Source organism: Burkholderia sp. Bmkn7 (assembly GCF_041103175.1).
Taxonomy (GTDB): domain Bacteria; phylum Pseudomonadota; class Gammaproteobacteria; order Burkholderiales; family Burkholderiaceae; genus Burkholderia; species Burkholderia cepacia.
In genome coordinates, this window is record NZ_JBGCUH010000002.1 from 1,479,460 (window position 1) to 1,503,800 (window position 24,341).

The 24,341-nt window shown below is 65.9% G+C and carries 23 protein-coding genes; 15 read left to right on the top strand and 8 right to left on the bottom strand.

Features of this window, described 5'->3' with window-relative positions:
* Positions 1–12: 12 nt before the first annotated feature.
* Entirely contained in the window at positions 13–1,746 is a 1,734-nt protein-coding gene (locus AB3K92_RS12635; RefSeq protein ID WP_059815192.1) for a protease pro-enzyme activation domain-containing protein, read from the bottom strand.
* 646 nt (positions 1,747–2,392) lie between these two features.
* Between AB3K92_RS12635 and AB3K92_RS12640 the strand changes: the two genes are divergently transcribed.
* Genes AB3K92_RS12640 through AB3K92_RS12650 form a run of 3 tightly spaced genes read left to right on the top strand, consistent with a single transcriptional unit; the run spans position 2,393 to position 3,575 of the window.
* The gene (locus AB3K92_RS12640) at positions 2,393–2,716 is read left to right on the top strand and encodes a helix-turn-helix transcriptional regulator (protein WP_042974255.1); all 324 of its coding nucleotides are present in this window, start codon (positions 2,393–2,395) and stop codon (positions 2,714–2,716) included.
* On the top strand, positions 2,716–3,147 hold the full coding sequence (locus AB3K92_RS12645; protein ID WP_021158696.1) for an SRPBCC domain-containing protein: 432 nt from the start codon (positions 2,716–2,718) through the stop codon (positions 3,145–3,147). The genes AB3K92_RS12640 and AB3K92_RS12645 overlap by 1 nt, the downstream gene beginning before the upstream one ends.
* Positions 3,144–3,575, top strand: a complete 432-nt coding sequence (locus AB3K92_RS12650) for a DUF1801 domain-containing protein (protein ID WP_021158697.1) — start codon at positions 3,144–3,146, stop codon at positions 3,573–3,575. Before AB3K92_RS12645 ends, AB3K92_RS12650 begins: the two co-directional genes overlap by 4 nt.
* Before the next feature lie 125 nt (positions 3,576–3,700).
* On the opposite strand, the gene acnA is transcribed toward AB3K92_RS12650, so the two are convergent.
* The 5 genes from acnA to AB3K92_RS12675 form a co-directional block, all read right to left on the bottom strand.
* A complete protein-coding gene (gene acnA / locus AB3K92_RS12655) occupies positions 3,701–6,418 on the bottom strand; it encodes an aconitate hydratase AcnA (protein ID WP_059493500.1) in 2,718 nt (905 codons plus the stop codon).
* 52 nt (positions 6,419–6,470) lie between these two features.
* A complete protein-coding gene (locus AB3K92_RS12660) occupies positions 6,471–7,922 on the bottom strand; it encodes a bifunctional 2-methylcitrate dehydratase/aconitate hydratase (protein WP_369465196.1) in 1,452 nt (483 codons plus the stop codon).
* Positions 7,923–7,944: 22 nt separating this feature from the next.
* Positions 7,945–8,460 (bottom strand): hypothetical protein, encoded by a 516-nt coding sequence (locus AB3K92_RS12665; RefSeq protein ID WP_021158700.1) that lies wholly within the window; start codon positions 8,458–8,460, stop codon positions 7,945–7,947.
* Positions 8,461–8,689: 229 nt separating this feature from the next.
* A complete protein-coding gene (locus AB3K92_RS12670) occupies positions 8,690–9,697 on the bottom strand; it encodes a CoA ester lyase (RefSeq protein WP_369465786.1) in 1,008 nt (335 codons plus the stop codon).
* 187 nt (positions 9,698–9,884) lie between these two features.
* Positions 9,885–10,871 carry a malate dehydrogenase gene (locus AB3K92_RS12675; protein WP_027791119.1) on the bottom strand — a complete coding sequence of 329 codons (987 nt, stop codon included), beginning with the start codon at positions 10,869–10,871 and terminating at the stop codon, positions 9,885–9,887.
* A gap of 288 nt (positions 10,872–11,159) precedes the next feature.
* Here AB3K92_RS12675 and AB3K92_RS12680 point away from each other — a divergent pair, with 288 nt between their 5' ends.
* The 7 genes from AB3K92_RS12680 (at position 11,160) to gltA (ending at position 17,100) form a co-directional block, all read left to right on the top strand.
* The gene (locus tag AB3K92_RS12680) at positions 11,160–11,984 is read left to right on the top strand and encodes a GntR family transcriptional regulator (RefSeq protein WP_034196031.1); all 825 of its coding nucleotides are present in this window, start codon (positions 11,160–11,162) and stop codon (positions 11,982–11,984) included.
* A gap of 171 nt (positions 11,985–12,155) precedes the next feature.
* Complete coding sequence (sdhC, locus tag AB3K92_RS12685; RefSeq protein ID WP_021158703.1) at positions 12,156–12,572, top strand: succinate dehydrogenase, cytochrome b556 subunit; 417 nt, start codon at positions 12,156–12,158, stop codon at positions 12,570–12,572.
* Positions 12,573–12,576: 4 nt separating this feature from the next.
* Positions 12,577–12,945: a succinate dehydrogenase, hydrophobic membrane anchor protein gene (gene sdhD / locus AB3K92_RS12690; RefSeq protein ID WP_011355745.1), complete on the top strand. Its 369-nt coding sequence runs from the start codon at positions 12,577–12,579 to the stop codon at positions 12,943–12,945.
* 3 nt (positions 12,946–12,948) lie between these two features.
* A complete protein-coding gene (sdhA, locus tag AB3K92_RS12695) occupies positions 12,949–14,724 on the top strand; it encodes a succinate dehydrogenase flavoprotein subunit (RefSeq protein ID WP_021158704.1) in 1,776 nt (591 codons plus the stop codon).
* Positions 14,725–14,745: 21 nt separating this feature from the next.
* Positions 14,746–15,447 (top strand): succinate dehydrogenase iron-sulfur subunit, encoded by a 702-nt coding sequence (locus tag AB3K92_RS12700; protein ID WP_006479352.1) that lies wholly within the window; start codon positions 14,746–14,748, stop codon positions 15,445–15,447.
* 12 nt (positions 15,448–15,459) lie between these two features.
* Positions 15,460–15,732: a succinate dehydrogenase assembly factor 2 gene (locus tag AB3K92_RS12705; protein WP_369465197.1), complete on the top strand. Its 273-nt coding sequence runs from the start codon at positions 15,460–15,462 to the stop codon at positions 15,730–15,732.
* Between the two features lie 66 nt (positions 15,733–15,798).
* On the top strand, positions 15,799–17,100 hold the full coding sequence (gltA, locus tag AB3K92_RS12710) for a citrate synthase (RefSeq protein WP_011355741.1): 1,302 nt from the start codon (positions 15,799–15,801) through the stop codon (positions 17,098–17,100).
* A gap of 90 nt (positions 17,101–17,190) precedes the next feature.
* On the opposite strand, the gene AB3K92_RS12715 is transcribed toward gltA, so the two are convergent.
* Positions 17,191–18,156 (bottom strand): AraC family transcriptional regulator, encoded by a 966-nt coding sequence (locus AB3K92_RS12715; protein WP_059591769.1) that lies wholly within the window; start codon positions 18,154–18,156, stop codon positions 17,191–17,193.
* A gap of 72 nt (positions 18,157–18,228) precedes the next feature.
* Here AB3K92_RS12715 and AB3K92_RS12720 point away from each other — a divergent pair, with 72 nt between their 5' ends.
* The 5 genes from AB3K92_RS12720 (at position 18,229) to AB3K92_RS12740 (ending at position 23,164) form a co-directional block, all read left to right on the top strand.
* A complete protein-coding gene (locus tag AB3K92_RS12720) occupies positions 18,229–18,618 on the top strand; it encodes a VOC family protein (protein WP_021158706.1) in 390 nt (129 codons plus the stop codon).
* Positions 18,619–18,728: 110 nt separating this feature from the next.
* Positions 18,729–19,979, top strand: a complete 1,251-nt coding sequence (locus tag AB3K92_RS12725) for a DUF1479 domain-containing protein (RefSeq protein WP_124588318.1) — start codon at positions 18,729–18,731, stop codon at positions 19,977–19,979.
* 228 nt (positions 19,980–20,207) lie between these two features.
* The gene (locus tag AB3K92_RS12730) at positions 20,208–20,966 is read left to right on the top strand and encodes a dimethylarginine dimethylaminohydrolase family protein (protein ID WP_021158709.1); all 759 of its coding nucleotides are present in this window, start codon (positions 20,208–20,210) and stop codon (positions 20,964–20,966) included.
* A gap of 98 nt (positions 20,967–21,064) precedes the next feature.
* On the top strand, positions 21,065–21,529 hold the full coding sequence (locus AB3K92_RS12735) for an Lrp/AsnC family transcriptional regulator (RefSeq protein ID WP_021158710.1): 465 nt from the start codon (positions 21,065–21,067) through the stop codon (positions 21,527–21,529).
* 102 nt (positions 21,530–21,631) lie between these two features.
* On the top strand, positions 21,632–23,164 hold the full coding sequence (locus AB3K92_RS12740; RefSeq protein WP_369465198.1) for an amino acid permease: 1,533 nt from the start codon (positions 21,632–21,634) through the stop codon (positions 23,162–23,164).
* Positions 23,165–23,274: 110 nt separating this feature from the next.
* Here the strand turns inward: AB3K92_RS12740 and AB3K92_RS12745 are convergent, their stop codons facing one another.
* On the bottom strand, positions 23,275–24,189 hold the full coding sequence (locus AB3K92_RS12745; protein WP_059621916.1) for a LysR family transcriptional regulator: 915 nt from the start codon (positions 24,187–24,189) through the stop codon (positions 23,275–23,277).
* Positions 24,190–24,341: the final 152 nt, after the last annotated feature.

The window sequence follows — 24,341 nt, forward strand, 5'->3', positions numbered from 1 at the left end:
TTCAGGCTTCGCTCAGAACCCGCCCGACTTGATCAGCTGGTTGAGGTTCGCGATGTTCAGGCTGCCGAAACCGGTCGTGTAATCCCAGCCGGTGCCTGCGTTGTAGCCATACCCCTGATAGCCGTTGTTCCCCGACACGACGTCGTAGCGCACGAGCGACGGACGCGACGGAATGTCCGCATAGAAATTGCCGGCCGGGAAGCCGAGGCCCGTGCCGTTCGCCGCGAGCAGGCGTGCCCAGAGGCCCGTGAAGATCGGCGCGGCGAGGCTCGTGCCGCCGATCTGCTGCAACTGGCCGTAGTTGTAGATGTACGCGCCGGTGCTTTGCGCGGCGTCGAACGACACGTCCGGCAACTGGCGGTTGCTGCCCGACTGCCACGACGGTGCGGGCAGGATCGTGCTGACGCCGCCGCCCGTCGCCCACAGCTTGCCGTTGCCGTCGAGCCCTTCGTTCCACACCGTCTCGTTCGAGAACGCACCCGACGACGTCGTATAGAGCGTCGTGCCGCCGATCGCGAGCACGTGCGGCGACGAAGCCGGCCACGACACCGTGTAGTTCGAGCCGTCCGGATAGCCGCGGTTGTTGCACTCGTACACGCCTTCGTCGCCCGACGACACCGAGAAGGTCTGGCCTTGCGCCGCTGCCGTCGTGAAGATCTGTTCCTCGGCGTCGAGCGTGCCGTCCGCGTTTGCGTCGGTTTCGCACCAGCCGAGCGACACGTTGATCACCTTCGCGGTGTTGTCCGACACCGCGCGGTTGAACGCCTGCGTGAGGCCCGTGTTGCCGCTGGCGTTGAGGTCCGCCATGTAGAACACGAGCTTGCCGACCTGGCCGCCGGCCGAGCCGACGATCGACTGGCTGTCGAGATCCCATTCGCCCTGGCCGTCCTGGTCGTCGGTGTAGCTGCCGCCGGAGCCGTTGGTCTTGACGGTCTGCGTCGAGACGGTGCCGTAACCGTTGCTCGACGTGAACTGCTTCAGGTCCTGCAGCGTCTGCGACACGCCGCCGATCGTGATGATGCCGACGGTGACACCGGCTGCGGTCGGCACGCCGGTCGCGTTGTAGAGGCCCGGGAATTCCTTCGGATAGTGGCCGGTCGCCGTGCCGGCCGCGAGCGCCTGCGGCTTCGACACGTTGCCGATGCGCAGCAGCGGCCGCGCGTGTGCGACGCTCTGCAGCCCGAGCACCGAGCCGACCACATCGCCGAGCGCGCGCGGCACCTGCGCGGTCGACGTGTTGGCGAAGCCCGAGCGGCCCGCGTATTCGAAGTGCACGAGCGACGTGTTGAATGCGGTCTTCACGGTGCCGGCCGTGCCGCGTGCGGACACCAGCAACCGGTTCGGTGCGACCTCGACGTTCACGAAGCCGCTCTTGTGCAGATAGTCGACGACCGACTTCACCTGCGCATCGGTCGGCGCGTAGTTGGCGAGGAACTGCTCGTGCGTGAGGTACTGGCGGTAATGCGCGCTGCCGGGCCGGTTCACGTCGCGCGCCAGTTGCTTGAGCTGCGCGGCATTGCGCAGCTTCAGGCTGACGACGACGTCGGTCGTTTCGCCGGCCGCGAGTTCGAGCGACGGCGCCGCACTGCGCGCCATCAACTGCGGGCCGGTCAGAAAGGCCTTCGTATGGGTATCGACCCAGTCCGTCGCCGCATGCGCCGCAGCGGCAGCGAACACGAGGGGGGCCACGCACGCAAGGCGGCGGGGCGACGGCAGGGGCAGGGCAAACCAGGCGTTCCTTTTCATCGGGAGTCCTTTTTAGGAGAGACGACGTTGCTGGAGCCCTCGACCCTTGTGGGGTCGCGAGCGGTGACGAGCGTAGGGCGTCGCTACCGTTCAGGTAGCTGCCAGTTTCCATAGCTGTCAGTTCTGACATCGGGGTGTGGGCGTGCACGCGCAGCGTCGTATGCGCAGGCGATCGTGGGCGTGGCGAACGGAACCGGTTCGCGGCACGACGGCGCGGCAAAGCGCGACGTTCGCACGCACGAGTCGCTCGTCGCCGCGCCGGAACGTGCGCGATCGCGGAGTGGATCGACGCGTGAACGCGTGGCATGCGACCGGTCGTTGCCGCATGCCGCGTCGCACTATGTGGTCAAACGAAGCGATGCGGCAGGAACGGATTCGCGCGTGCACAAGAAACGGGCCGGTCGAACGCAAACGTTTCCCGAACTGTGGAACAGCGCGTCGGGCAGTCTTGCAGGCGGCTTTCGGATCGCGTGTCGCCCATGCGGATTAGAGGAAACGCTCGAATCCGGGCGCGGGTGCGCGCCGATGGGTGAGCAGCAGACCCGCACCGGATTGCACGACGCGGCTCGTGAAATTCCGCCTTGACGCGCATCGATGGGCGGCTATCCTTCAATCCATAACCAGCGAGTTATGAATTTTGGACGACATGCAGAACACACACGACATGCTTTTCAGAACCCTTGCCGATCCCACCCGCCGCGCGCTGTTCGAGCGGCTGTGCGCGGACGGCGAGCTGACGGTTGCCGCGCTGACGGCCCATGCGGGTGTCTCGCAGCCGGCCGTGTCGAAGCATCTCGGTGTCCTGAAGCAGGCCGGGCTCGTGAACGACCGTCACGAAGGCCGGCAGACGCACTACAGCGCACAGCCGCAAGCGCTGGCCCCGCTGATCGACTGGACGAGCCAGATGGCAGGTTTCTGGCAGAACCGGTTCGACGCCCTCGAAGATCTTCTGAAAAGGATCGACCAGTAATGAACCAGACCACCACCGAAACGCGTTCCGTCGTCGTCGACCGCGAACTGCCGCATCCGCCGGAGAAGATCTGGCGCGCGCTCACGCAACCGCACCTGATCGAGGCGTGGCTGATGAAGAGCGACTTCGAACCCGTCGCGGGCCGCGCCTTCAGCTTCCGCGCAGACTGGGGCTCGGTCGACTGCACGGTGCTGACGATCGAGCCGCCGCGCGTGCTGTCCTACACGTGGGCCGCGTACGGCCTCGAAAGCGTCGTCACGTGGACGCTCACGCCGACGCCGGCCGGCACGCACCTGCGGATGGAGCAGGTCGGCTTCCGCACGGACCAGGAGCAGGCGTACCGCGGCGCGCAGCACGGCTGGGTACGGTTCCTCGAGTCGCTCGAACAGGTGCTGGCGCGTCCCGACGAAGGCACGGAGGCCCGCGCATGAACGCAACGGACCTCACGCCGTCGGAGCGCATCGACGCGCTGATCGCCGGCATCGCCGACTGGCGCGGCCCGCTCTTTGCCGACCTCCGTCAGACGATCCTCGCCGCCGACGACAGCATCGTCGAGGAATGGAAGTGGATGGGCAGCCCCGTATGGTCGTGCGACGGGATGATCGCGGTGGCGAACGCGCACAAGGGCAAGGTGAAGCTGACCTTCATGCACGGCGCGCATCTGCCCGATCCCGGCGGGCTGTTCAATGACGGCCTGGACGGCAACGCGCGGCGCGCGATCGACTTCTTCGAAGGCGACCGGCTCGACAAGCGCGCGCTGAAGACCCTCGTGCGCGCGGCGATCGAATACAACCGCACCCACTTGAAGAAGAACGCACGGGGAGCGGGCGCGAAGGCGCGCGGCGACAAGGCGGCGTGACGAGCCTGACAATCGGCAACATTGCGTGACGCGAACAGGCAAAAAAAAGCCCGACACGAGGTCGGGCATCCAAATCGGCCGCAACCGCCCGCGAGGCGGCTGCGGCACCTGCAAAAGCAGGGCGCTTACGCTGCGAGCAGCGAGCGCAGCACGAACGGCAGGATACCGCCGTGCTTGTAGTAGTCGACTTCGATCGGCGTATCGATGCGCAGCAGGACCTGCACGCGCTGCGTTTCGCCGTTCTTGCGGTTGATCACGAGCGTGACGTCCTGCTGCGGCTTGAAGTCGTCGCCGAGGCCTTCGATGTCGAACGTCTCGTCGCCGGTGATGCCGAGCGACTGGACGCTGTCCGAGCCCTTGAACTGCAGCGGCAGCACGCCCATGCCGACCAGGTTCGAGCGGTGGATACGCTCGAAGCTGCGTGCGATCACGGCCTTCACGCCGAGCAGCTGCGTGCCCTTCGCGGCCCAGTCGCGCGACGAGCCCGTGCCGTATTCTTCGCCCGCGAACACGACGGTCGGCGTATCGGCTGCGACGTACTGCATTGCCGCGTCGTAGATCGACTGCTGTTCGCCGCTCGGCTGGTGGATCGTCAGGCCGCCTTCGACGCGCGTGCCGTCCGCCTTCGCCGGGATCATCAGGTTCTTGATCCGGACGTTCGCGAACGTACCGCGCATCATCACGTCGTGGTTGCCGCGGCGCGAGCCGTAGCTGTTGAAGTCGGCCTTCTGCACGCCGTTTTCCTTCAGCCACTTGCCCGCCGGCGAGTCTTCCTTGATCGAGCCTGCCGGGCTGATGTGGTCGGTCGTGACCGAGTCACCGAAGATGCCCAGCGCGCGCGCGCCCTTGACCGTCGGGATCGATGCAGCCGGTTCCATCGAGAAGTCGTTGCCGAAGAACGGCGGCTCGGCGATGTAGGTCGACTTCGGCCAGTCGTAGACCTGGCCCGATTCGCCCTCGATCTTGCTCCAGAGGTCGCCCTTCTTGGTCAGCTTCGAGTAGTTGTCCTCGAACTTCTTCGGATCGAGCGCGAACTTGAGCAGCGCGTGGATTTCGTCGCTCGTCGGCCAGATGTCGCCGAGGTAGATGTCGCGGCCGCCCTTGCCCTTGCCGACCGGCTCGGTCATCAGGTCGCGCGTGATGTTGCCGGCGATCGCGTACGCGACGACGAGCGGCGGCGACGCGAGGAAGTTCGCGCGGATGTTCGGGTGGATACGCGCTTCGAAGTTACGGTTGCCCGACAGCACGGCTGCCGCGACGATGTCGTTCTTCGTGATCGCTTCGTTCAGCTCCGGCGTCAGGTCGCCCGCGTTGCCGATACAGGTCGTGCAGCCATACGCCGCGACTTCGAAACCGAGCTTCGACAGGTAGGGCAGCAGGCCCGTCTTCGTCAGGTATTCGGTGACGATGCGCGATCCCGGCGCGAGCGAGGTCTTGATCTTCGGATCGACCGTGAGGCCGGCCTCGACCGCCTTCTTCGCGAGCAGGCCGGCGGCCAGCAGCACGCTCGGGTTCGACGTGTTCGTGCACGACGTGATCGCGGCGATCAGGATGTCGCCGTTCTTCACGTCGACGCCGTTGCTCGTCGTGTATTGCGTGCCGAGGTCGTCCGCCTTCTTCGCGAAGCCGTTTTCCGCGACCGGCTTCGAGAACAGGTCGGTGAACGTCGACTTGACGTTGCCGATCTCAATGCGGTCCTGCGGGCGCTTCGGGCCGGCCAGCGACGGGGCGACCGTCGTCAGGTCCAGCGTCACGACCTTCGTGTAGTCGATGTCGCCGGCCTTCGGGATGCCGAACAGCTTCTGCGCCTTGAAGTAGTTTTCGAACGCGGCGATTTCCGCCTTCGTGCGGCCCGTGCCTTCGAAGTATTCGATCGTCTTTTCGTCGACCGGGAAGAAGCCCATCGTCGCGCCGTATTCCGGCGCCATGTTGCCGATCGTTGCGCGATCCGGCAGCGACAGCGAGCGCGTGCCTTCGCCGAAGAACTCGACGAACTTGCCGACGACCTTCTCCTTGCGCAGCATTTCGGTGATCGTCAGCACCAGGTCGGTGGCCGTCACGCCTTCGCGCAGCTTGCCCTTCAGCTCGACGCCGACGACGTCCGGCGTCAGGAAGTACACCGGCTGGCCGAGCATGCCGGCTTCCGCCTCGATGCCGCCCACGCCCCAGCCGACCACGCCGATGCCGTTGATCATCGTCGTGTGGCTGTCCGTGCCGACGAGGGTGTCCGGGTAGTACACGGTGTCCGCGCCGTCGGCCTTCTTGTGCACGCCGCGCGCCAGGTATTCGAGGTTCACCTGGTGGACGATGCCGACGCCCGGCGGCACGACCTTGAACGTGTCGAACGCCTGCATGCCCCACTTCATGAACTGGTAGCGCTCGTTGTTGCGCTGGAATTCCAGTTTCATGTTCAGGTCGAGCGCGTCCTTCTGGCGGAAGTAGTCGATCTGGACCGAGTGGTCGACGACGAGATCGACCGGGACCAGCGGCTCGATCTTCTTCGGGTTCTTGCCCGTACGCTCCGCGACGCCGCGCATGGCCGCGATGTCGGCGAGCAGCGGCACGCCCGTGAAGTCCTGCAGCACGACGCGCGACACCACGAACGGAATCTCGTCGACGCGCTTCGCGGTCGGCTTCCAGTTCGCGAGCTGCTCGATGTGCTCTTCGGTGATCTTCTTGCCGTCGTAGTTGCGCAGCACGGACTCGAGCACGATACGGATCGACACCGGCAGGCGTTCGATCTTCGTCTTCAGTTCCTTGCCGAGCTGCGGCAGCGAGTAGAACTTGCCTTTGCCGGAACCGCTGTCGAATTCCTTGAGGGTCTTGTGGAGATTGTGGGCCATGGTGATTTTCCTGGGTTTAAGGCTAGGAAACTACGTGTCCTGTAAATGACGGCTATATCACATACAAGTCGACGTACTCATCGACCGGCATCGCTTCGAGCTTTGCCTGGTCCAGCGACACGTCGAGAATCGCTTGTTGCTGCTTTGCCGGGAAGCGGCGGGCAAGGTTGGTCCTGAACTTCTCGACCAGGAGCGGGGTGCCTTCCGCACGCCGCCGCCGATGGCCGAGCGGGTATTCGACCGCCACCTCGGCAAGCTTCGACCCGTCCGTGAACTCGATCGTCAGTGCATTCGCGATCGAGCGCTTGCCCGGGTCGTGGTAATCCTTCGTGAACTGCGGATCCTCGACGCAGACCGTTTTCGCGCGCAGCGCGTCGATGCGGGGATCGGCGGCGGCCGAGTCTTCGTAATCGGCCGCGGTCAGCCGGCCGAACAGCAGCGGCACGGCGACCATGTACTGGATGCAGTGGTCGCGGTCGGCCGGATTGGCGAGCGGGCCCTGCTTGTCGATGATGCGGATCGCGGCCGCATGCGTGCGGATCGTAATCCGGCTGATGTCGTCGGTCGTGCGGCCCGCGGCGGCGAGCTGCGCATGCAGCTGCAGCGCGGCCTCGGCGGCCGTCTGCGCGTGGAACTCGGCAGGGAACGCGATCTTGAACAGCACGTTTTCCATCACGTACGTGCCGTACGGGCGCTGGAAGCGGAACGGCTTGCCGTCGAACAGCACGTCGTAGAAGCCCCAGGTCTTGGCGGTGAGTGCCGACGGGTAGCCCATTTCACCCGTTTTCGCGATCAGCGCGAGGCGCACCGCGCGGGAGGTCGCGTCGCCGGCCGCCCATGATTTGCGCGAGCCCGTGTTCGGCGCGTGGCGGTAGGTGCGCAGCGCCTGGCCGTCGACGAACGCGTTGGACACCGCGTTGATCAGCTCGTCGCGCGTGAGCCCGAGCAGCCGGCCGACGGCGGCCGTCGATGCGACCTTCACGAGCAGCACGTGGTCGAGCCCGACCGCATTGAACGAATTCTCGAGTGCGAGGCAGCCCTGGATCTCGTGGGCCTGGATCATCGCGACCAGCACGTCGCGCATCGTGAGCGGCTTCCTGCCGGCCGCGACGGCCGTGCGGGAGAGCCAGTCGGCCGTCGCCAGGATGCCGCCGAGATTGTCGGACGGATGGCCCCATTCGGCGGCGAGCCAGGTGTCGTTGAAGTCCAGCCAGCGGATCATCGCGCCGATGCCGAACGCGGCCTGGACGGGATCGAGCTGGAAGGACGTGCCGGGCACCTTCGCGCCGTTCGGCACGATCGTGCCGGGCACGACGGGGCCGAGCAGCTTGGTGCAGGCAGGGTAGGACAGCGCCTCGAGTCCGCATCCGAGCGTGTCGATCAGGCAATGACGCGCCGTCTCCAGCGCGAGCGCGCTGTCGATGCCGGCATTCAGCACGTAGTCGACGATATCGACGAGTACCGTATCCGGAGCAGGGCGGACGTTGGAGACCGGGGCGGACATCGAGGGGCCGATGGGAACGCGCTTAGTTCGTTGCCGGCTTCAGCTCGTTCGACTGCGTCGGTGCCGGCGTGCCTTGTGCCATTTCCGGCGTCACGCATTCGTCCGCGAGGCGCTCGCCGCCGTTTGCGTCGGAGAACAGCATCGCCTTGGTCGGGATCACGATCAGCTTGAAGCCTGCTGCCGGATCGTAGAACGTGTCCGCGCCCGTCGTCGTGGCCTGACGCGGCAGCTTGTAGTTCTTCTTCGCCCAGTGAACCGTGACCACCTGGTCGCGCTTCATGTCACCGGCGAGGTCGAACGACAGACCTTCCTTGCAGGACCACTTGACCGCGCCGTCCGGTACCGGATCGACCTTGGCTGCGGCGCGTGCCTGTGCCTTCTTGCTGCGCGGGATGATGCGCTTGGCCGGCGCCGGGCGCTTGGCCGTTGCCTTCTTCGCGGTCGTCGTGGTCGCACCCTGGGCAAACGCGCTCGGAGCCGACACCAGCATCGTGGCGGACAAGGCGCCGATGGCGGTAGCGATCAGGAGTTTCTTCATGGAGTCAGAACCTTTCGATAATCAGTTGACAAGGGCCGGCAATCGAATTGCCGGCCGGTTTGAAACTGCACGCGCCCCGAAAGCGCGCAGCGGCCGCTATTTTCACCTATTTGGCCGCGTCCATATCAGGTTTTCGGGCTCCGTTACGTTTTTTGTCGTTTCGCAAACCTCTATCCGGTTCGCGGGTCGTCGAATGCATGAAACTCGTGTATCGGCGGGCGCCGCGCGCTTACGGCGCACTGCCTGCGGCGGCCGGGCCGAACAGCGGCGCGGCCTCGGCCGGTACGGGCTGGCCGGTGGCCCGCGCGCGGCGCAGCACCGACCAGTAATACCGGTAGCTCGCGCGATCGTGCAGCGTATCACCGTGGCGCGTCGGCCCCCAGTCGGCGGCCTGCGCGGCCAGCAGGATCTCGGCGGCCAGCGCGACCTCGTCGGTACGCGGTGCGAATGCATCGACGATCGGCCGGATCTGCGCGGGGTGGATGCTCCACATCCGCGTGAAGGCGAATTCGTCGCGCGCGCGGCGTGCATCGGCGGCGACGACGCTCATGTCGCGCACCTCGGTCGTCACGTTGTGCGACGGCGTCTTGCCGTGCGCGTGGCAGGCCGCGGCGATTTCCAGCTTCGCGCGGCGCACGAGCGGGTGCTCGAACTGGCCGGGCGAGCGCATCGCGGCATCGGGAATCGCGCCATGGTGCGCGGAGACGAAATCCATCAGCCCGAAGCTCAGCGTGCCGACCGTCGGCAGCGCGGCGAGGGCGGCCGCCTGCGCGAGCGCGCCGTGCGTCTCGACCAGCACGTCGACCGGGATCGGCTGCGCGATGCCGAGCTCGCGGCGCGTGCCTTCGATGAACGCGGTCATTTCGGCTGCGTCGGCGGCACTCGCGATCTTCGGGAGCGTGATGTAGGCGGGGAGGCGCGACGCGCGCAGCACGATGCGCACGTCGTCGCGCCAGTGCGGATGGGAAAAGTCGTGGATGCGGACGCCGACGCGGCCGAAGCGGTTTTCGTCGCTGCCGAGCATGTCGGCGACGAGTGCCGCGTGCGCGGCTTCCTGGCCGACGGCCGCGCCGTCTTCGCAGTCGAGCGTGATGTCGAACACGGGGCCCGTTTCGGCCTGCAGCGCGAGCGACTTGCGCATCAGCTTTTCGCTGCCCGCGTAGTGATCGCAACAGGGCAGGATCGCGGGCGGGGACGCCCCGTCGTACAGCACTTGTGCAGGAGTGAGCGCGGCCATCTCGTCTACGTCAGGGAAGCGGGTCAACGTGGAGAAAATCGGATTCGGGCGCGTTCTGGGCCGGTGCGCGGCGGGCGCGGGGCGGCAAAACGGGCGCGGATCCGATCGTTCGGCCGGGCCGGCGGCTGGCGCCGGCCCGGGCCGGAACCGGGCGGCCCGAGAGCCGCCCGGCAAAGGCACGTGATGCTTAGTTCTTCAGCAGGTGGGCAACGCCATCGCGCTCTTCGAGCAGCTCGGCCAGCGTGCCGTCCATCTTCTCGCGCGAGAATGCGTCGATTTCCAGGCCTTCGATGCGCTTGTACTCGCCGTTTTCGCACACGACCGGCACGCCGTAGATGATGTCTTCGGGGATGCCGTACGAGCCGTCCGACGGGATGCCCATCGTGACCCACTTGCCGTTCGTGCCGAGGACCCAGTCACGCACGTGGTCGATCGCCGCGTTGGCTGCCGACGCCGCCGACGACAGGCCGCGCGCTTCGATGATCGCCGCGCCGCGCTTGCCGACGGTCGGGATGAACGTGTCACGGTTCCACACGTCGTCGTTGATCAGCTTCAGCAGCGATTCGCCTTCGGCGGTCGCGAAGCGGAAGTCGGGGTACATCGTCGGCGAGTGGTTGCCCCACACGGCGAGCTTCTCGATCGAGGCGACCGGCTTGCCCGACTTCGCTGCGAGCTGCGACAGCGCGCGGTTGTGGTCGAGGCGCAGCATCGCCGTGAAGTTCTTCTTCGGCAGATCCGGCGCCGACTTCATCGCGATGTAGGCGTTCGTGTTCGCCGGGTTGCCGACGACCAGCACCTTCACGTCGCGGCTGGCGACTTCGTTCAGCGCAGCGCCCTGAACCGTGAAGATTTCGGCGTTCGCCGACAGCAGGTCCTTGCGCTCCATGCCCTTCGAGCGCGGACGTGCGCCGACCAGCAGTGCGACGTCGGCATCCTTGAATGCGACCTTCGGATCGTCGGTGATCACGACGCCCGCCAGCAGCGGGAACGCGCAATCGTCGAGTTCCATCACGACGCCTTTGACGGCGGCTTGGGCTTGCGGGAGGTCGAGCAGTTGCAGGATGACCGGCTGGTCCTTGCCGAGCAGGTCGCCGTTCGCGATGCGGAACAGCAGGGAGTAAGCGATTTGACCTGCGGCGCCGGTGACGGCAACGCGCTTTGCGGGCTTAGCCATTGAAAATCTCCAGGACGGGTGAAGCGTTGGACGCTAGCGAAAACGCCATTCTATGCGCGTTGTGCGAAGCGTTGCATTGAAGCAGGGCGGAGGACTCGCGATGGCAGACGCGGTGAACCTGGAGACGGCCGTGGCACGTAGCCGGGGACGCGCTTTTGCACCCGCGAACCCTTGCTCGACCGGGAGTGTAGGAGCCGTCACGCGCAAAGTCAAACGGTATCATATGTCTTATATAAGACAGATGTTTTGCGGAAATTGAGTGGACGAAAAAGTGCGGTTTGTGATGAAATGCGCGCCATGACATCGAACCAGGCGAATACCGCGAATCAGACCGGCGCAGGCGGCCCAGGGCAGCCGGGCGCGAGCGATCCCGCGCCTTCGCCTGCGGCGCCGCCGTCGCCGACGTTCAGCCCGTTATACCAGCAGATTAAGTCATTGATCACGCAAAGTCTCGAATCCGGTGAATGGAAGCCGGGCGAGATCATCCCGAGCGAGGTGGAGCTCGCGGCCCGCTACAAGGTCAGCCAGGGCACCGTCCGCAAGGCGATCGACGAACTGGCCGCGGAAAACCTCGTGGTCCGGCGGCAGGGCAAGGGTACTTTTGTTGCGACGCACAATGAAGATCGCGCGCAGTTCCGCTTCCTGCGCCTGCTGGCCGACGACGGTGCCGAGCATCCGCACGTGAGCCGCCTGCTCGAATGCCGGCGCCTGCGCGCGCCGGCCGAGATCGCGCGGCAGCTCGACCTGAAGCCGGCCGATCCGGTCGTGCAGGTGCGCCGCCTGCTGGAGTTCGAGAACGAAGTGACGGTGCTCGACGAGATCTGGCTGCCGGGCGCGATGTTCCGCGGGCTCACGTTCGAGCGGCTGAGCGAGTACAAGGGGCCGCTCTACGCGATGTTCGAGACGGAGTTCGGCACGCGGATGATTCGCGCGACGGAGAAGATCCGCGCGGTGGCGGCGGAGCCGGCGGTGGCCGACCTGCTGCACGTGCCGGCGGGTTTTCCGTTGCTGTCGGTCGAGCGCGTGTCCTATACATATGGTGACCGGCCGGTGGAGGTGCGTCGCGGCTGGTATGTCACAACCGGGTACTACTATCAGAATGACTTGAGTTGACGGAGTTTCGGCTCAAGCCGAGTGCGTTCGCGTTTCCCACGCTCGCGAAGCACGTTTCGGGCCGCCTTTTGTTCTAGTTCGCGCAACTATCCAGAGCAGACTTTCGCTGCAGCGCGATATAAAAAGGCGCTAAAATCGCGGATTAGTGTGACAACATAGTAGGGGTCTAGCATGACTGATGCAGTAAGAAAGCCGAGGCCGGAATACCGGAACATCGGATTCGCCGATATCACGATGAAATATCGCATGCCGCTGGCAGCGATATTGTCGATTCTCCATCGAGTCAGCGGCGCGCTGCTGTTCTTGTTCCTGCCGTTCCTGCTGTTCCTCTTCGACCAGAGCCTCACGTCCGAGCTCAGCTTCGAAGTCTTCAAGGCTTTCCTCTCCAACATCATCGTCAAGCTGATCGTCCTCGCACTGTCGTGGGCCTTCTTCCACCATTTCTGCGCCGGCATTCGCCACCTGCTGATGGACGTCAACCACGACGCCGTCACGAAGGAAGGCGGCAAGCGGACGGCAGTCGTCGTCTTTGTCGTCTCGATCGCCCTGACGATCGCCATGGCACTCAAACTGTTCGGAGCATTCTAAGAAAATGGCAGCCAATAACCGAATCGGCTCGAAGCGCCTCGTCGTCGGCGCACATTACGGCCTGCGCGACTGGCTTGCGCAGCGCATCACCGCCACGATCATGGCGGTCTACACGGTCATTCTGCTCGTCCTGTTCTTCGGCGCGCACGATTTCTCGTACGAAGGCTGGGCATCGATCTTCGCCGCGCAATGGATGAAGCTCGCGACCTTCGTGATGCTGCTTTCCCTCTTCTACCACGCATGGGTCGGCGTGCGCGACATCTGGATGGACTACGTGAAGCCCGTCGGTGTGCGCCTGCTGCTGCAATCGCTGACCATCGTCTGGCTGCTCGCATGTGCGGGCTACGCCGCGCAGATTCTCTGGAGAGTGTAAAGAATGGCTGCAATCAAAACTAATCTCCCGCGCCGCAAGTTTGACGTCGTGATCGTCGGCGCGGGCGGCTCCGGCTTGCGCGCAGCGCTGCAACTGTCGCGCGCGGGCCTGTCGGTCGGCGTGCTGTCGAAGGTGTTCCCGACGCGTTCGCACACGGTGGCCGCGCAGGGCGGTATCGGTGCGTCGCTCGGCAACATGAGCGAAGACAACTGGCACTTCCACTTCTACGACACGATCAAGGGCTCCGACTGGCTCGGCGACCAGGACGCGATCGAGTTCATGTGCCGTGAAGCGCCGAACGTCGTGTACGAACTCGAACACTTCGGCATGCCGTTCGACCGCAATGCGGACGGCACGATCTACCAGCGCCCGTTCGGCGGCCATACCGCGAACTACGGCGAGAAGCCGGTCCAGCGCGCATGCGCGGCCGCCGACCGTACCGGTCACGCGCTGCTGCACACGCTGTACCAGCAGAACGTCGAAGCGAAGACGCAGTTCTTCGTCGAATGGATGGCGCTCGACCTGATCCGCGACGCGGACGGCGACGTGCTCGGCGTGACGGCCCTCGAGATGGAGACGGGCGACGTCTACATCATGGAAGGCAAGACGACGCTGTTCGCGACGGGCGGCGCAGGCCGGATCTTCGCGGCATCGACCAACGCGTTCATCAACACCGGCGACGGCCTCGGCATGGCTGCGCGCTCGGGCATCGCGCTGCAGGACATGGAGTTCTGGCAGTTCCACCCGACCGGCGTGGCCGGCGCGGGCGTGCTGATCACCGAAGGCGTGCGCGGCGAAGGCGGTATCCTGCGCAACGCGAACGGCGAGCGCTTCATGGAACGCTATGCACCGACGCTGAAGGACCTGGCGCCGCGTGACTTCGTGTCGCGTTCGATGGACCAGGAAATCAAGGAAGGCCGCGGCGTGGGTCCGAACAAGGATCACGTGCTGCTCGACCTGTCGCACATCGGCGCCGAGACGATCATGAAGCGTCTGCCGTCGATCCGCGAAATCGCGCTGAAGTTCGCGAACGTCGACGCGATCAAGGAACCGATCCCGGTCGTCCCGACGATCCACTACCAGATGGGCGGCATCCCGACCAACATCCACGGCCAGGTCGTCGGCACGTCGCGCGGTCACAAGGATCCGGTCAACGGCTTCTACGCAGTGGGCGAATGCTCGTGCGTGTCCGTGCACGGCGCGAACCGCCTCGGCACGAACTCGCTGCTGGACCTCGTGGTGTTCGGCCGTGCGGCCGGCAACCACATCGTCGAGCACGTGAAGAGCCAGAAGGAACACAAGCCGCTGCCGGCTGACGCAGGCGAATTCTCGCTGGCGCGCCTGGCGAAGCTGGACAAGTCGACCTCGGGCGAATACACGCAGGACGTCGCGAACGACATCCGTTCGACGATGCAGAAGCACGCAGGTGTGTTCCGCACGTCGGAGCTGCTGAAGGAAGGCGTCGACCAGATGGCCGGCCTGAAGGCGCGCGTGGAAAACATCCACCTGAAGGACAAGTCGAAGGTGTTCAACACCGCGCGCGTCGAAGCGCTCGAGCTGGAGAACCTGATCGAAGTGGCCCGCGCCACGATGGTGTCGGCGGAAGCGCGCAAGGAAAGCCGTGGCGCGCACGCACACAGCGACTACGAACACCGCGACGACGAGAACTGGCTGCGCCACACGCTGTGGTACAGCGAAGGCGATCGCCTCGACTACAAGCCGGTTCAAATGAAGCCGCTGACGGTCGACTCCGTGCCGCCGAAGCCGCGCACGTTCTAAGCCGAGTCAAAGGAATCCGAAATGGCAAAACGCATTTTTGAAGTCTACCGCTACGATCCGGACAAGGACGCAGCGCCGCGCATGCAGACGTACGAGCTCGAGATCCAGCATGAGCGCATGCTGCTCGACGCACTGGTGAAGCTGAAGGCACTGGACGAGACGCTGTCGTTCCGCCGTTCGTGCCGTGAAGGCGTGTGCGGCTCGGACGCGATGAACATCAACGGCAAGAACGGTCTCGCGTGCCTGACGAACCTGAACGACCTGCCGCAGAAGATCGTGCTGCGTCCGCTGCCGGGCCTGCCCGTCGTGCGCGACCTGATCGTCGACATGACGCACTTCTTCAACCAGTACCACTCGATCAAGCCGTACCTGATCAACGACGCGCCGCCGCCGGAGAAGGAACGCCTCCAGTCGCCGGAAGAACGCGACGAGCTCGACGGCGTGTACGAGTGCATTCTGTGCGCGAGCTGCTCGACGTCGTGCCCGAGCTTCTGGTGGAACCCGGACAAGTTCGTCGGCCCGGCCGGCCTGCTGCAGGCTTACCGCTTCATCGCGGACAGCCGCGACACCGCTACCGGCGAGCGTCTCGACAACCTGGAAGACCCGTACCGTCTGTTCCGTTGCCATACGATCATGAACTGCGTCGACGTTTGCCCGAAGGGCCTGAACCCGACGAAGGCGATCGGCAAGATCAAGGAACTGATGGTTCGCCGCGCGGTTTAAGGCCGGGCAGCAATGAGCGACGATTCGCATCAATCCGACCCGCACCGTCGCGCGCGCCTTCGCTGGCGCGCGCGGCGGGGTCTGCTGGAAAACGACATCGTATTCGAGCGTTTCTTCGGCAGATACGAGCATGACCTCACCGATGCAGACGTAGGCGCGTTGTCGCGCCTGCTCGATCTGAGCGACAACGACCTGATGGACTTGCTCCTCGCGCGCAAGGAACCAGAAGGCGACCTAGACAGCCAGGACATTCACCGGCTGTTGGAGATGCTGCGCAACGTGTAACGCCAAGGTGTGACACGTTGTGCCCGTTATCGAATCCCGTTTCTTTATTTCGATTGAGGATGTGCCATGACTCCGTCTGATGTTAAAGCCACGCTATCGTTCAGCGACAACTCGCCGAGCGTCGAACTGCCGATCTACAAGGGCACGATGGGCCCGGACGTGATCGACATCCGCAAGCTGTACGGCCAGACCGGCAAGTTCACGTACGACCCGGGCTTCATGTCGACGGCAGCTTGTAATTCGGCGATCACGTACATCGACGGCGACAAGGGCGAGCTGCTGTACCGCGGCTACCCGATCGACAACCTCGCGCAAAACGCGGACTTCCTCGAAAGCTGCTACCTGCTGCTGAAGGGCGAACTGCCGAACGCAGCGCAGAAGAAGGAATTCGTCGACACCGTCACGAAGCACACGATGGTGCACGAGCAGATGCACTTCTTCTTCCGTGGCTTCCGCCGCGACGCGCACCCGATGGCGATCCTGGTCGCCGCAGTCGGCGCGCTGTCGGCGTTCTACCACGACTCGCTCGACATCAACGATCCGCGTCACCGTGAAGTGTCGGCGATCCGCATGATCGCGAAGCTGCCGACGCTCGTCGCGATGGCATACAAGTACAGCATCGGCCAGCCGTTCGTGTATCCGAAGAACTCGCTGTCGTACAGCGCGAACTTCATGCACATGATGTTCTCGAACCCGTGCGAAGAGTACAAGGTCAACGACGTGCTCGTCCGCGCACTCGACCGTATCCTGATCCTGCACGCCGACCACGAGCAGAACGCATCGACGTCGACCGTCCGCCTGGCCGGCTCGTCGGGCGCGAACCCGTTCGCATGTATCGCGGCCGGTATCGCGTGTCTGTGGGGCCCGGCGCACGGTGGTGCGAACGAAGCCGCGCTGAACATGCTCGAGCAGATCGGTTCGCCGGACAACATCCCCGAATTCATCAAGCAGGTGAAGGACAAGAATTCGGGCGTGAAGCTGATGGGCTTCGGTCACCGCGTGTACAAGAACTACGACCCGCGTGCGAAGCTGATGCGCGAAACGTGCTACGAAGTGCTGAACGAACTGGGCCTGCATGACGACCCGCTGTTCAAGCTCGCGATGCAGCTCGAGAAGATCGCGCTGGAAGACGAGTACTTCGTGTCGCGCAAGCTGTACCCGAACGTCGACTTCTACTCGGGCATCGTTCAGCGCGCGCTGGGCATCCCGACGTCGATGTTCACGTGTATCTTCGCGATGGCACGTACGGTCGGCTGGATCGCACAGTGGAACGAAATGATCGGCGATCCGGAGCAGAAGATCGGCCGTCCGCGTCAGCTGTTCATCGGCGATACGCCGCGCGAAGCGAAGCCGCTCAACGCACGTTAAGCCGTGTGTGGCGCGAACGGCCGGCAGGCCGCTCGCGTCGGGCAATCGCAACGCCACGACACCCCGACGGGTCATCCCGTCGGGGTGTTTTCATTTGCGCGCCGGATCGGCGCGATGCTCCAGCGACGGAGGGCGTGTGTCGAGTGCGGGCGCGTCGTCATCGGGTGCGTGGCCGTGCCGCACGAAGAACTGCCGGTAGGCGCCGGGCGTCATCCCGCGTGCGGCAAGGAACTGGCGGTTGAAGTTCGCGGCATTCGGAATGCCGCAGCGCGCGGCCACGGTCGCGATCGGCCAGTCGGTGCCGACGAGATGGCGGCACGCGTGCGCGAGCCGCAGCCGCTGCACGTAGCGCCCGACGCTTTCGCCGAGATGCCGGACGAACAGGCGCTGCAGCGTGCGTTCGGACATGTGCGCAGCGGCGGCGAGCGCGTCGATGCGCAGCGGTTCGTGGAAGTGCCGGTCGATCGCGTCGAGCACGCGGTCGAGGCGCTCGGCTTCGGGGGCGGCCGTATCGGCGTGCGATGTCGTGCGTTCGGTCCGGTCGTATGCGTGCGCTGTGGCGAGCGGCTCGCCGCCGGCTTCCGCGAGATCGGCGAGCGTGTCGAGCGCGGCCGCGAGCCTGGTGCGCGGCGACGGATCGAGCAGGTGCGGCAGCCGCGCCCGCATCGCACGGGCTGTGTCCGTGTCGAAGCGCAGGCCCGGTGCGGCACGCCGCAGCAGCGAACGCAGCGGCGCGTATTCGGGACAACAGTCGGCCAGCCGCCGCGCCCAGTCGCCGTCGAACCAGATGACGACGGCGACTTCGGGCGCATCGCGATCGATGCGTGCGTTCGACGACCAGGTATGCGGCAGGTTGGGCGGCACGAGCACCAGGTCGTCGTCCGCATAGTGCGCGACGTGATCGCCGATGAAGCGCCGGCCGCGGCTGTTGAGCGTCAGCGTCAGTTCGTACTCGGGATGGCGATGCCATTCGAACGGAATGCGCGCGAGCTGGCGGTGATAGACACGGATCGAACAGCCGGGGGCGAACGTCACGTGCTCGTACTGCGGTTTCATCGCGGCCTCCGGGAGAGGGCGGGCATCGCGCCATGGCATGATCGAGGGCGATCGTCACGACGGAGCAATGCCATGTTTTCACATGTTTGCGTGGGCGTCAGCGATACCGCGCGCGCCTACGATTTCTACGCGCCGCTGTTCGCGGAACTCGGGCTGCGCCTGAAATTCCGCGAGCCGGACGGCTGGTCGGGCTGGATGCCGGCCGACGCCGACCGGCCGCTGTTCTTCTTCGGCCAGCCGCTCGACGGCCGCGCGCCCGAACCGGGCAACGGCCACACGATCGCGTTCGTTGCGCCGACGCGCGCGCACGTCGATCGCTGCCACGCGCTCGCGCTGCGCCACGGCGGCACCTGCGAAGGGCCGCCGGGCCTGCGGCCGGACTATCACCGCGATTACTACGGCGCCTATTTCCGCGATCCGGACGGCAACAAGCTGTGCGTGGTCTGCCATCGTCCCGAGTGATCCAGGGTTGTCAGGATTGTATCGATAGTTGGCCGGATAACGGTGATCTCGGCTGCGCGCCGGCCGTACGCTGACGGCACATCACGACACCTGTCAGCGAGGAGACCACGATGCAACTGACGATTGACGATTTGCCTGCCGCGATTCGCGACGCGAAAAAGCGGCTGCGCGCCGACCTGCCCGGTTATGCGGCCACGTTCCGCGAGCTGGAGGGCGACATCGCGCGGCAGGTCGACGCGATCCGCCGCGCGCATGCGCATGGCCACGACGTGATTCCGGTGGTGCCGTTCGCGGACATCGCGGGCGGGACCGTCGATCCGCGCGCGGTCGCAGCGATCCGCGCGCATGGCGCGGTCGTGATCCGTCGCGTATTCGATGCGCGGCAGGCGCGCGACTGGAACGACGAGATCGGCGCGTACCTGGACGCGAACCGCTTCGCCGAGCGGCTCGATGCGCGCGCCGAGGACCGCTATTTCGGCAACCTTGCGTCGGGCAAGCCGCAGATCTACGGCGTTTATTGGTCGAAGCCGCAGGTGGCTGCGCGCCAGTCGCCGGCGCTGACGCAGGCGCGCGTGTTCCTGAACCGCCTGTGGCGGCACGCCGACGGCGGGCGTACGCACTTCGATCCCGACCAGGTGCCGGCCTATGCGGACCGGATTCGCCGCCGCCCGCCCGGTTCGACGTCGCTCGGGCTGTCGCCGCATGTCGACGGCGGTTCCGTCGAACGCTGGCTCGGCGCGAACTTCCGCCGGGTCTACCGTCACGTGCTGGCCGGCCGCTGGCGTGATTACGACCCGTTCGATGCGGCGTTCCGTCCGGACGTCGAGGAGATTCCGTCGCCGGCCGTGTGCTCGATGTTCCGCACGTTCCAGGGCTGGACCGCGCTCACGCCGCAGGGGCCGGGCGACGGCACGCTGCAGTTGATCCCGGTTGCGAACGCGATGGCCTATGTCGTGCTGCGCGCGCTGCAGGACGATGTCGCCGACGACGACCTGTGCGGCGCGCGTCCGGGTCGCGCGCTGTCGATCCGGCCTGAATGGCACGCACTGTTGCTCGATGCGCTGGTGCCGATCCCGCACATGGAGCCGGGCGACGCGGTGTTCTGGCATGGCGACGTCGTGCACGCGGTCGAGGATGCGCACCGCGGCAGCGGCGACAGCAACGTGATGTACATCGCGGCCGCGCCCGGTTGCGCGAAGAACGACGCGTACCTGCTGCGCCAGCGGGTCGCGTTCCTGCGCGGCGAGAGCCCGCCCGATTTTCCGGCCGACCATTTCGAGGTCGAATTCGACGGACGCGGCGGGGAGGGCGATCTCTCGGCGCTCGGCCGTTCGCAGATGGGGTTCGGGCCGGGCGCTTAGCCCGCGTCGCACGGGAAAGCGGCCGTTCGCCACGCGGTTGCGCGTTGCGCAACATGAGTGAACGGCCGTCTGCCGAATCCGCTGCGGGCAGCGTGCAATTCGACGCAATCGGCTGTCGGCGCAGCCGAAATCGACGCGAATTGCGCAATTTGGCTTCCGATAATGGTCCGGACACAACGCAGCCGCCCCGTGTGCCGCACGGGTGTGGCGCTGACCATGGAGGAGTCGATGCAATTCACGCAAGCGATCGTTCGCCGTCCCGCGCCGTCCTGTGGCGCGGGCCTGACCACTGCCGCGCTCGGCGCGCCCGACTACGACAAGACGCTCACGCAGTTCCACGCATACTGCGACGCGCTGCGTACGCTGGGCGTCGAGCTGACCGAACTGCCGCCGCTGGACGCGTTTCCCGATTCGCACTTCGTCGAGGACGTCGCGGTCGTGACGCCGGAATTCGCGGTGATCACGCGCCCCGGTGCACCCGCCCGGCGCGGCGAGACGGCGCACATCGAAGCGGCGCTCGCCGCGCATCGCGACCTGCTGCCGATGCAGGACGGCCGTCTCGACGGCGGCGACGTAATGCTGGTCGGCAAGCGCTTCTACATCGGCCTGACAGGCCGTACCGACGCCGAAGGCATCGCCGCGTTCGAATCGCTCGTGTCGCGCTACGGCTATTCGGTCGTCGCGGTGCCGGTGGGTGCCGGCCTGCATCTGAAGTCGGTCGTCAACGCGCTCGGCGACGACACGCTGCTCGTGACCGAAGCGCTGGCCGCGCATCCGGCATTCGCCGACTATCGCCGGATCGCGATCTCGGCCGCCGACGAATACGCGGGCAACACGCTGCGCGTGAACGGCACGCTGATCACGCCGGCCGGCTACCCGCGCGTGCACGACGCGATCGCGTCGCTCGGGCTGCCGCTGCACGTGATCGACACGAGCGAGTTCCGCAAGATGGACGGCGGCCTGACCTGCCTGTCGCTGCGGTTCTAGCCGATTGGCGCGCGGCCGCTTCGGCCGGATAATGTGGCCCCCGCGCGGAACAGGAGACGTTCCGCGCACCAGCCACGACCCGACCGGAGCGAACGCGGATGACCGACAAGAAGATGCAGCTCGACAAGATCGATCTCCGGATCCTCGACATCCTGCGCACCGACGGGCGCATTTCCTACCGGAAGCTGTCGGAGCTCGTGAACCTCACGCCGCGGCCCTGCCAGGCGCGCGTGGAGCGGCTCGAGGCGCTCGGCGTGATCGAGGGCTACCGTGCGGTGATCAAGGCGCCGCGCGCGACCAAGCCGATCGTCGTGATCGCGCAGATCGTGCTGGCCGACCACGGGCGTTCGCAGGCGCCGTTCGAGGACGAGATGCGTGCGAATCCGGCCGTGCTCGATTGCTGGCTCGTGAGCGGCACGTTCGATTTTCTCGTGCGGCTCGCGTGCGAGGATCTCGACGAGTACCGGCGGATCGCGAACGTGTGGCTGGAAAGCCCGCGATTCCGGATCGAGAAGATCGTGACGACGGCCGAACTGCAGGCGATCAAGCGCAGCGTCGTGTGATGCGTCCGGCCGGGAGCGGCCGGTTTCGACGCGAATGACCGGGCCTGACGATTTGTATTCCGAATCAAATTGTCCGGCCCGAATCCAATCAGGGTGAACACTATGGATGCTATGCAAGCGGCAGTGGAGACGGCCGCGCCGTCGGGCACGACGCTGAAGCGCCGTCTGCAGGGCCGCCACATCGCGATGATCGCGATCGGCGGATCGATCGGCACGGGGCTGTTCGTCGCGTCGGGTGCGTCGGTCGCGCAGGCGGGGCCGGGCGGTGCGATCGCCGCGTATATCGCGATCGGGCTGATGGTGTACTTCGTCGTCACGGGCCTCGGCGAGATGGCCGCACTGATGCCGGTATCGGGGTCGTTTGCGATCTACGGCGAGAAGTACGTCGACGAAGGCTTCGGCGTCGCGCTCGGCTGGACCTACTGGTACAGCTGGGCCGTGACGATCGCGATCGAGCTGGTCGCCGCGCAGATCGTGATGCGCTACTGGTTTCCGACCATACCCGGCATCTGGTGGGGCGCGGGCTTCCTCGTGCTGATCTTCCTGCTGAATACGCTGTCGGTGCGCGGCTTCGGCGAGTCGGAATACTGGTTCTCGCTGATCAAGGTCGTGACCGTGGTCGCGTTCATCGCGGCCGGGCTGCTGATCGCCGCCGGCCTGATCGGGAACGGGCATCCGGTCGGCTTTCGCAACTTCACGACCGGCGACGCGCCGTTTGTCGGCGGCGTGCACGCGATGATGAGCGTCGCGCTGATCGCGGGATTCTCGTTTCTCGGCACCGAACTGGTCGGCATTACCGCCGGCGAATCGGAGAATCCGCGCAAGACGATCCCGCGTGCGGTGAAGCAGATTTTCTGGCGGATCATGCTGTTCTACGTGCTCGCGATCTTCGTGATCGGCCTGCTGGTGCCGTACACGGACCCGAACCTGCTGAAGAGCGACGTGACCGACATCGGCGTGAGCCCGTTCACGCTGGTGTTCAGCCATGCGGGTTTCCGGCTCGCCGCCGGCGCCATGAATCTCGTGATCCTGACGGCCGTGCTGTCGGCCGGCAACTCCGGCACCTACGCGGCGACGCGGATGCTGTACAACCTCGCGTCGGAAGGGCGTGCGCCGGCGATGTTCGCGACGCTGTCGCCGGGCGGCGTGCCGCGCAACGCGCTGTACGCGACGATGGCCGTCGGCGGGCTGTGCTTCCTCACGTCGTTGACCAACAACCAGAGCATCTATCTGTGGCTGCTGAACACGGTCGGCATCACGGGCTTCATCGCGTGGCTCGGCATCGCGGTCTGCCATTACCGGTTCCGCAAGGGGTTCCTGAAGCAGGGCTACCGGCTCGATCAGCTGCCGTACCGCGCGAAATGGTTCCCGTTCGGGCCGCTGTTCGCGATCGCGATCTGCATCGTGATCTCGCTCGGGCAGGATTACCAGGCGTTCTTCGCGGCCCGCATCGACTGGATGGAAGTGCTGTCGATCTACGTGTGGATTCCGCTGTTCGTCGCGATCTGGTGGGCATATCGCCGGGCGCGCAAGAGCCGGCTCGTGCGCTACGAGGAGATGGACATCGGGCCGTGGCTGACGCGCTCGGTCGAGGCCGTCGATGCGGCGGCCACGCAGCACGGGCACCCGCACTGACTTGTCGGGATTGAAGGCGCGGCACCGAAAGCGCGGCAACGGAAGCCGGTCGTATCGGACGGCCGGCTCCGCAACGACGGCCCGCGCGCGGCGGCGCACGCAAACCGCGCTCAGTGCGCGTGCTGCAACCGCGCCTTCATGAAGTCCACCCACGCGCGCACTTTCTGCGGCACGTGCCGCGTCGCGACGTACAGCGCGTAGACGTTCTGCTGCGGAAACCGGTACGCGGGCAGCGCATCGACCAGCGTGCCGCTTTCGAGATCGTCGCGCACGAGCCATTCGGGCAGCAGCGCGACGCCGCTGCCCCGGCGCGCGAGTTCGGTCAACACCGAGGCGTTGTCGACGACGACGCGAGGCTTCGCGGCCGGTCGAAACGCATGTTCGTTGCCCGCGCGATCGGTGAGCGTCCATTCCGCGATCCGCTCGAGCCGGCTGTGGCCGAGCTGCGGCAGGCGGGCGAGGTCGTCGGGCGACGCCGGTTTCGGGCGCCCGGCCTTCGCCGGCAGGTCGGGCGCCATCACGGCGAGGACGTCGTAGGTGGCGAGGCAGACGCCGCGATAGGGCAGGTCGCGAAAATGCTCGTGGCGTCCGAGCCGGATCGCGACGTCGAAGCGGTCGCGCACGAGATCGGCCTGCGACGTATGCGTTTCGAGCCGCACGCGTAACGCGGGATGCTGCGCGGTGAACGCATGCAGCATCGGTGCGAGGACGCGCGCCGCATACTCGACCGTCGACGTCACGCGCAGCATGCCCTGCATCCCGCCATGCTCGCCGCGCACCTCGTCGATCGCGCCTTCGGCTTCGTCGAGCACGCGCAGGCAGCGCTGGTAGAAGCGCTCGCCGGCGTCGGTCAGCTCGACACGCCGGGTCGTGCGCGTGAGCAGCGTGACGCCGAGCTCGGCTTCGAGCTGCTTCACGTTGAAACTGACGGCCGCCCGCGCCTGGTTCAGTGCGGTGGCGGCGGCCGTGAACGAACCGGCTTCGACCACGGCACGGAAAACGGCGAAACGATCGAGGCTCACCATGGTTGGGGCGTGGGTCCTGTCTGGGTGTTGGATCGCTCGAAGGGTACCCGAATGTGCGGCCGCGCGGCGTTGCGTCGTCGTGGCATCGTGGCGGCGCGATCCGATTGTCAAAAAATTGCGACGGGACTCGTCGCATCCGGCCGCTTACCGAT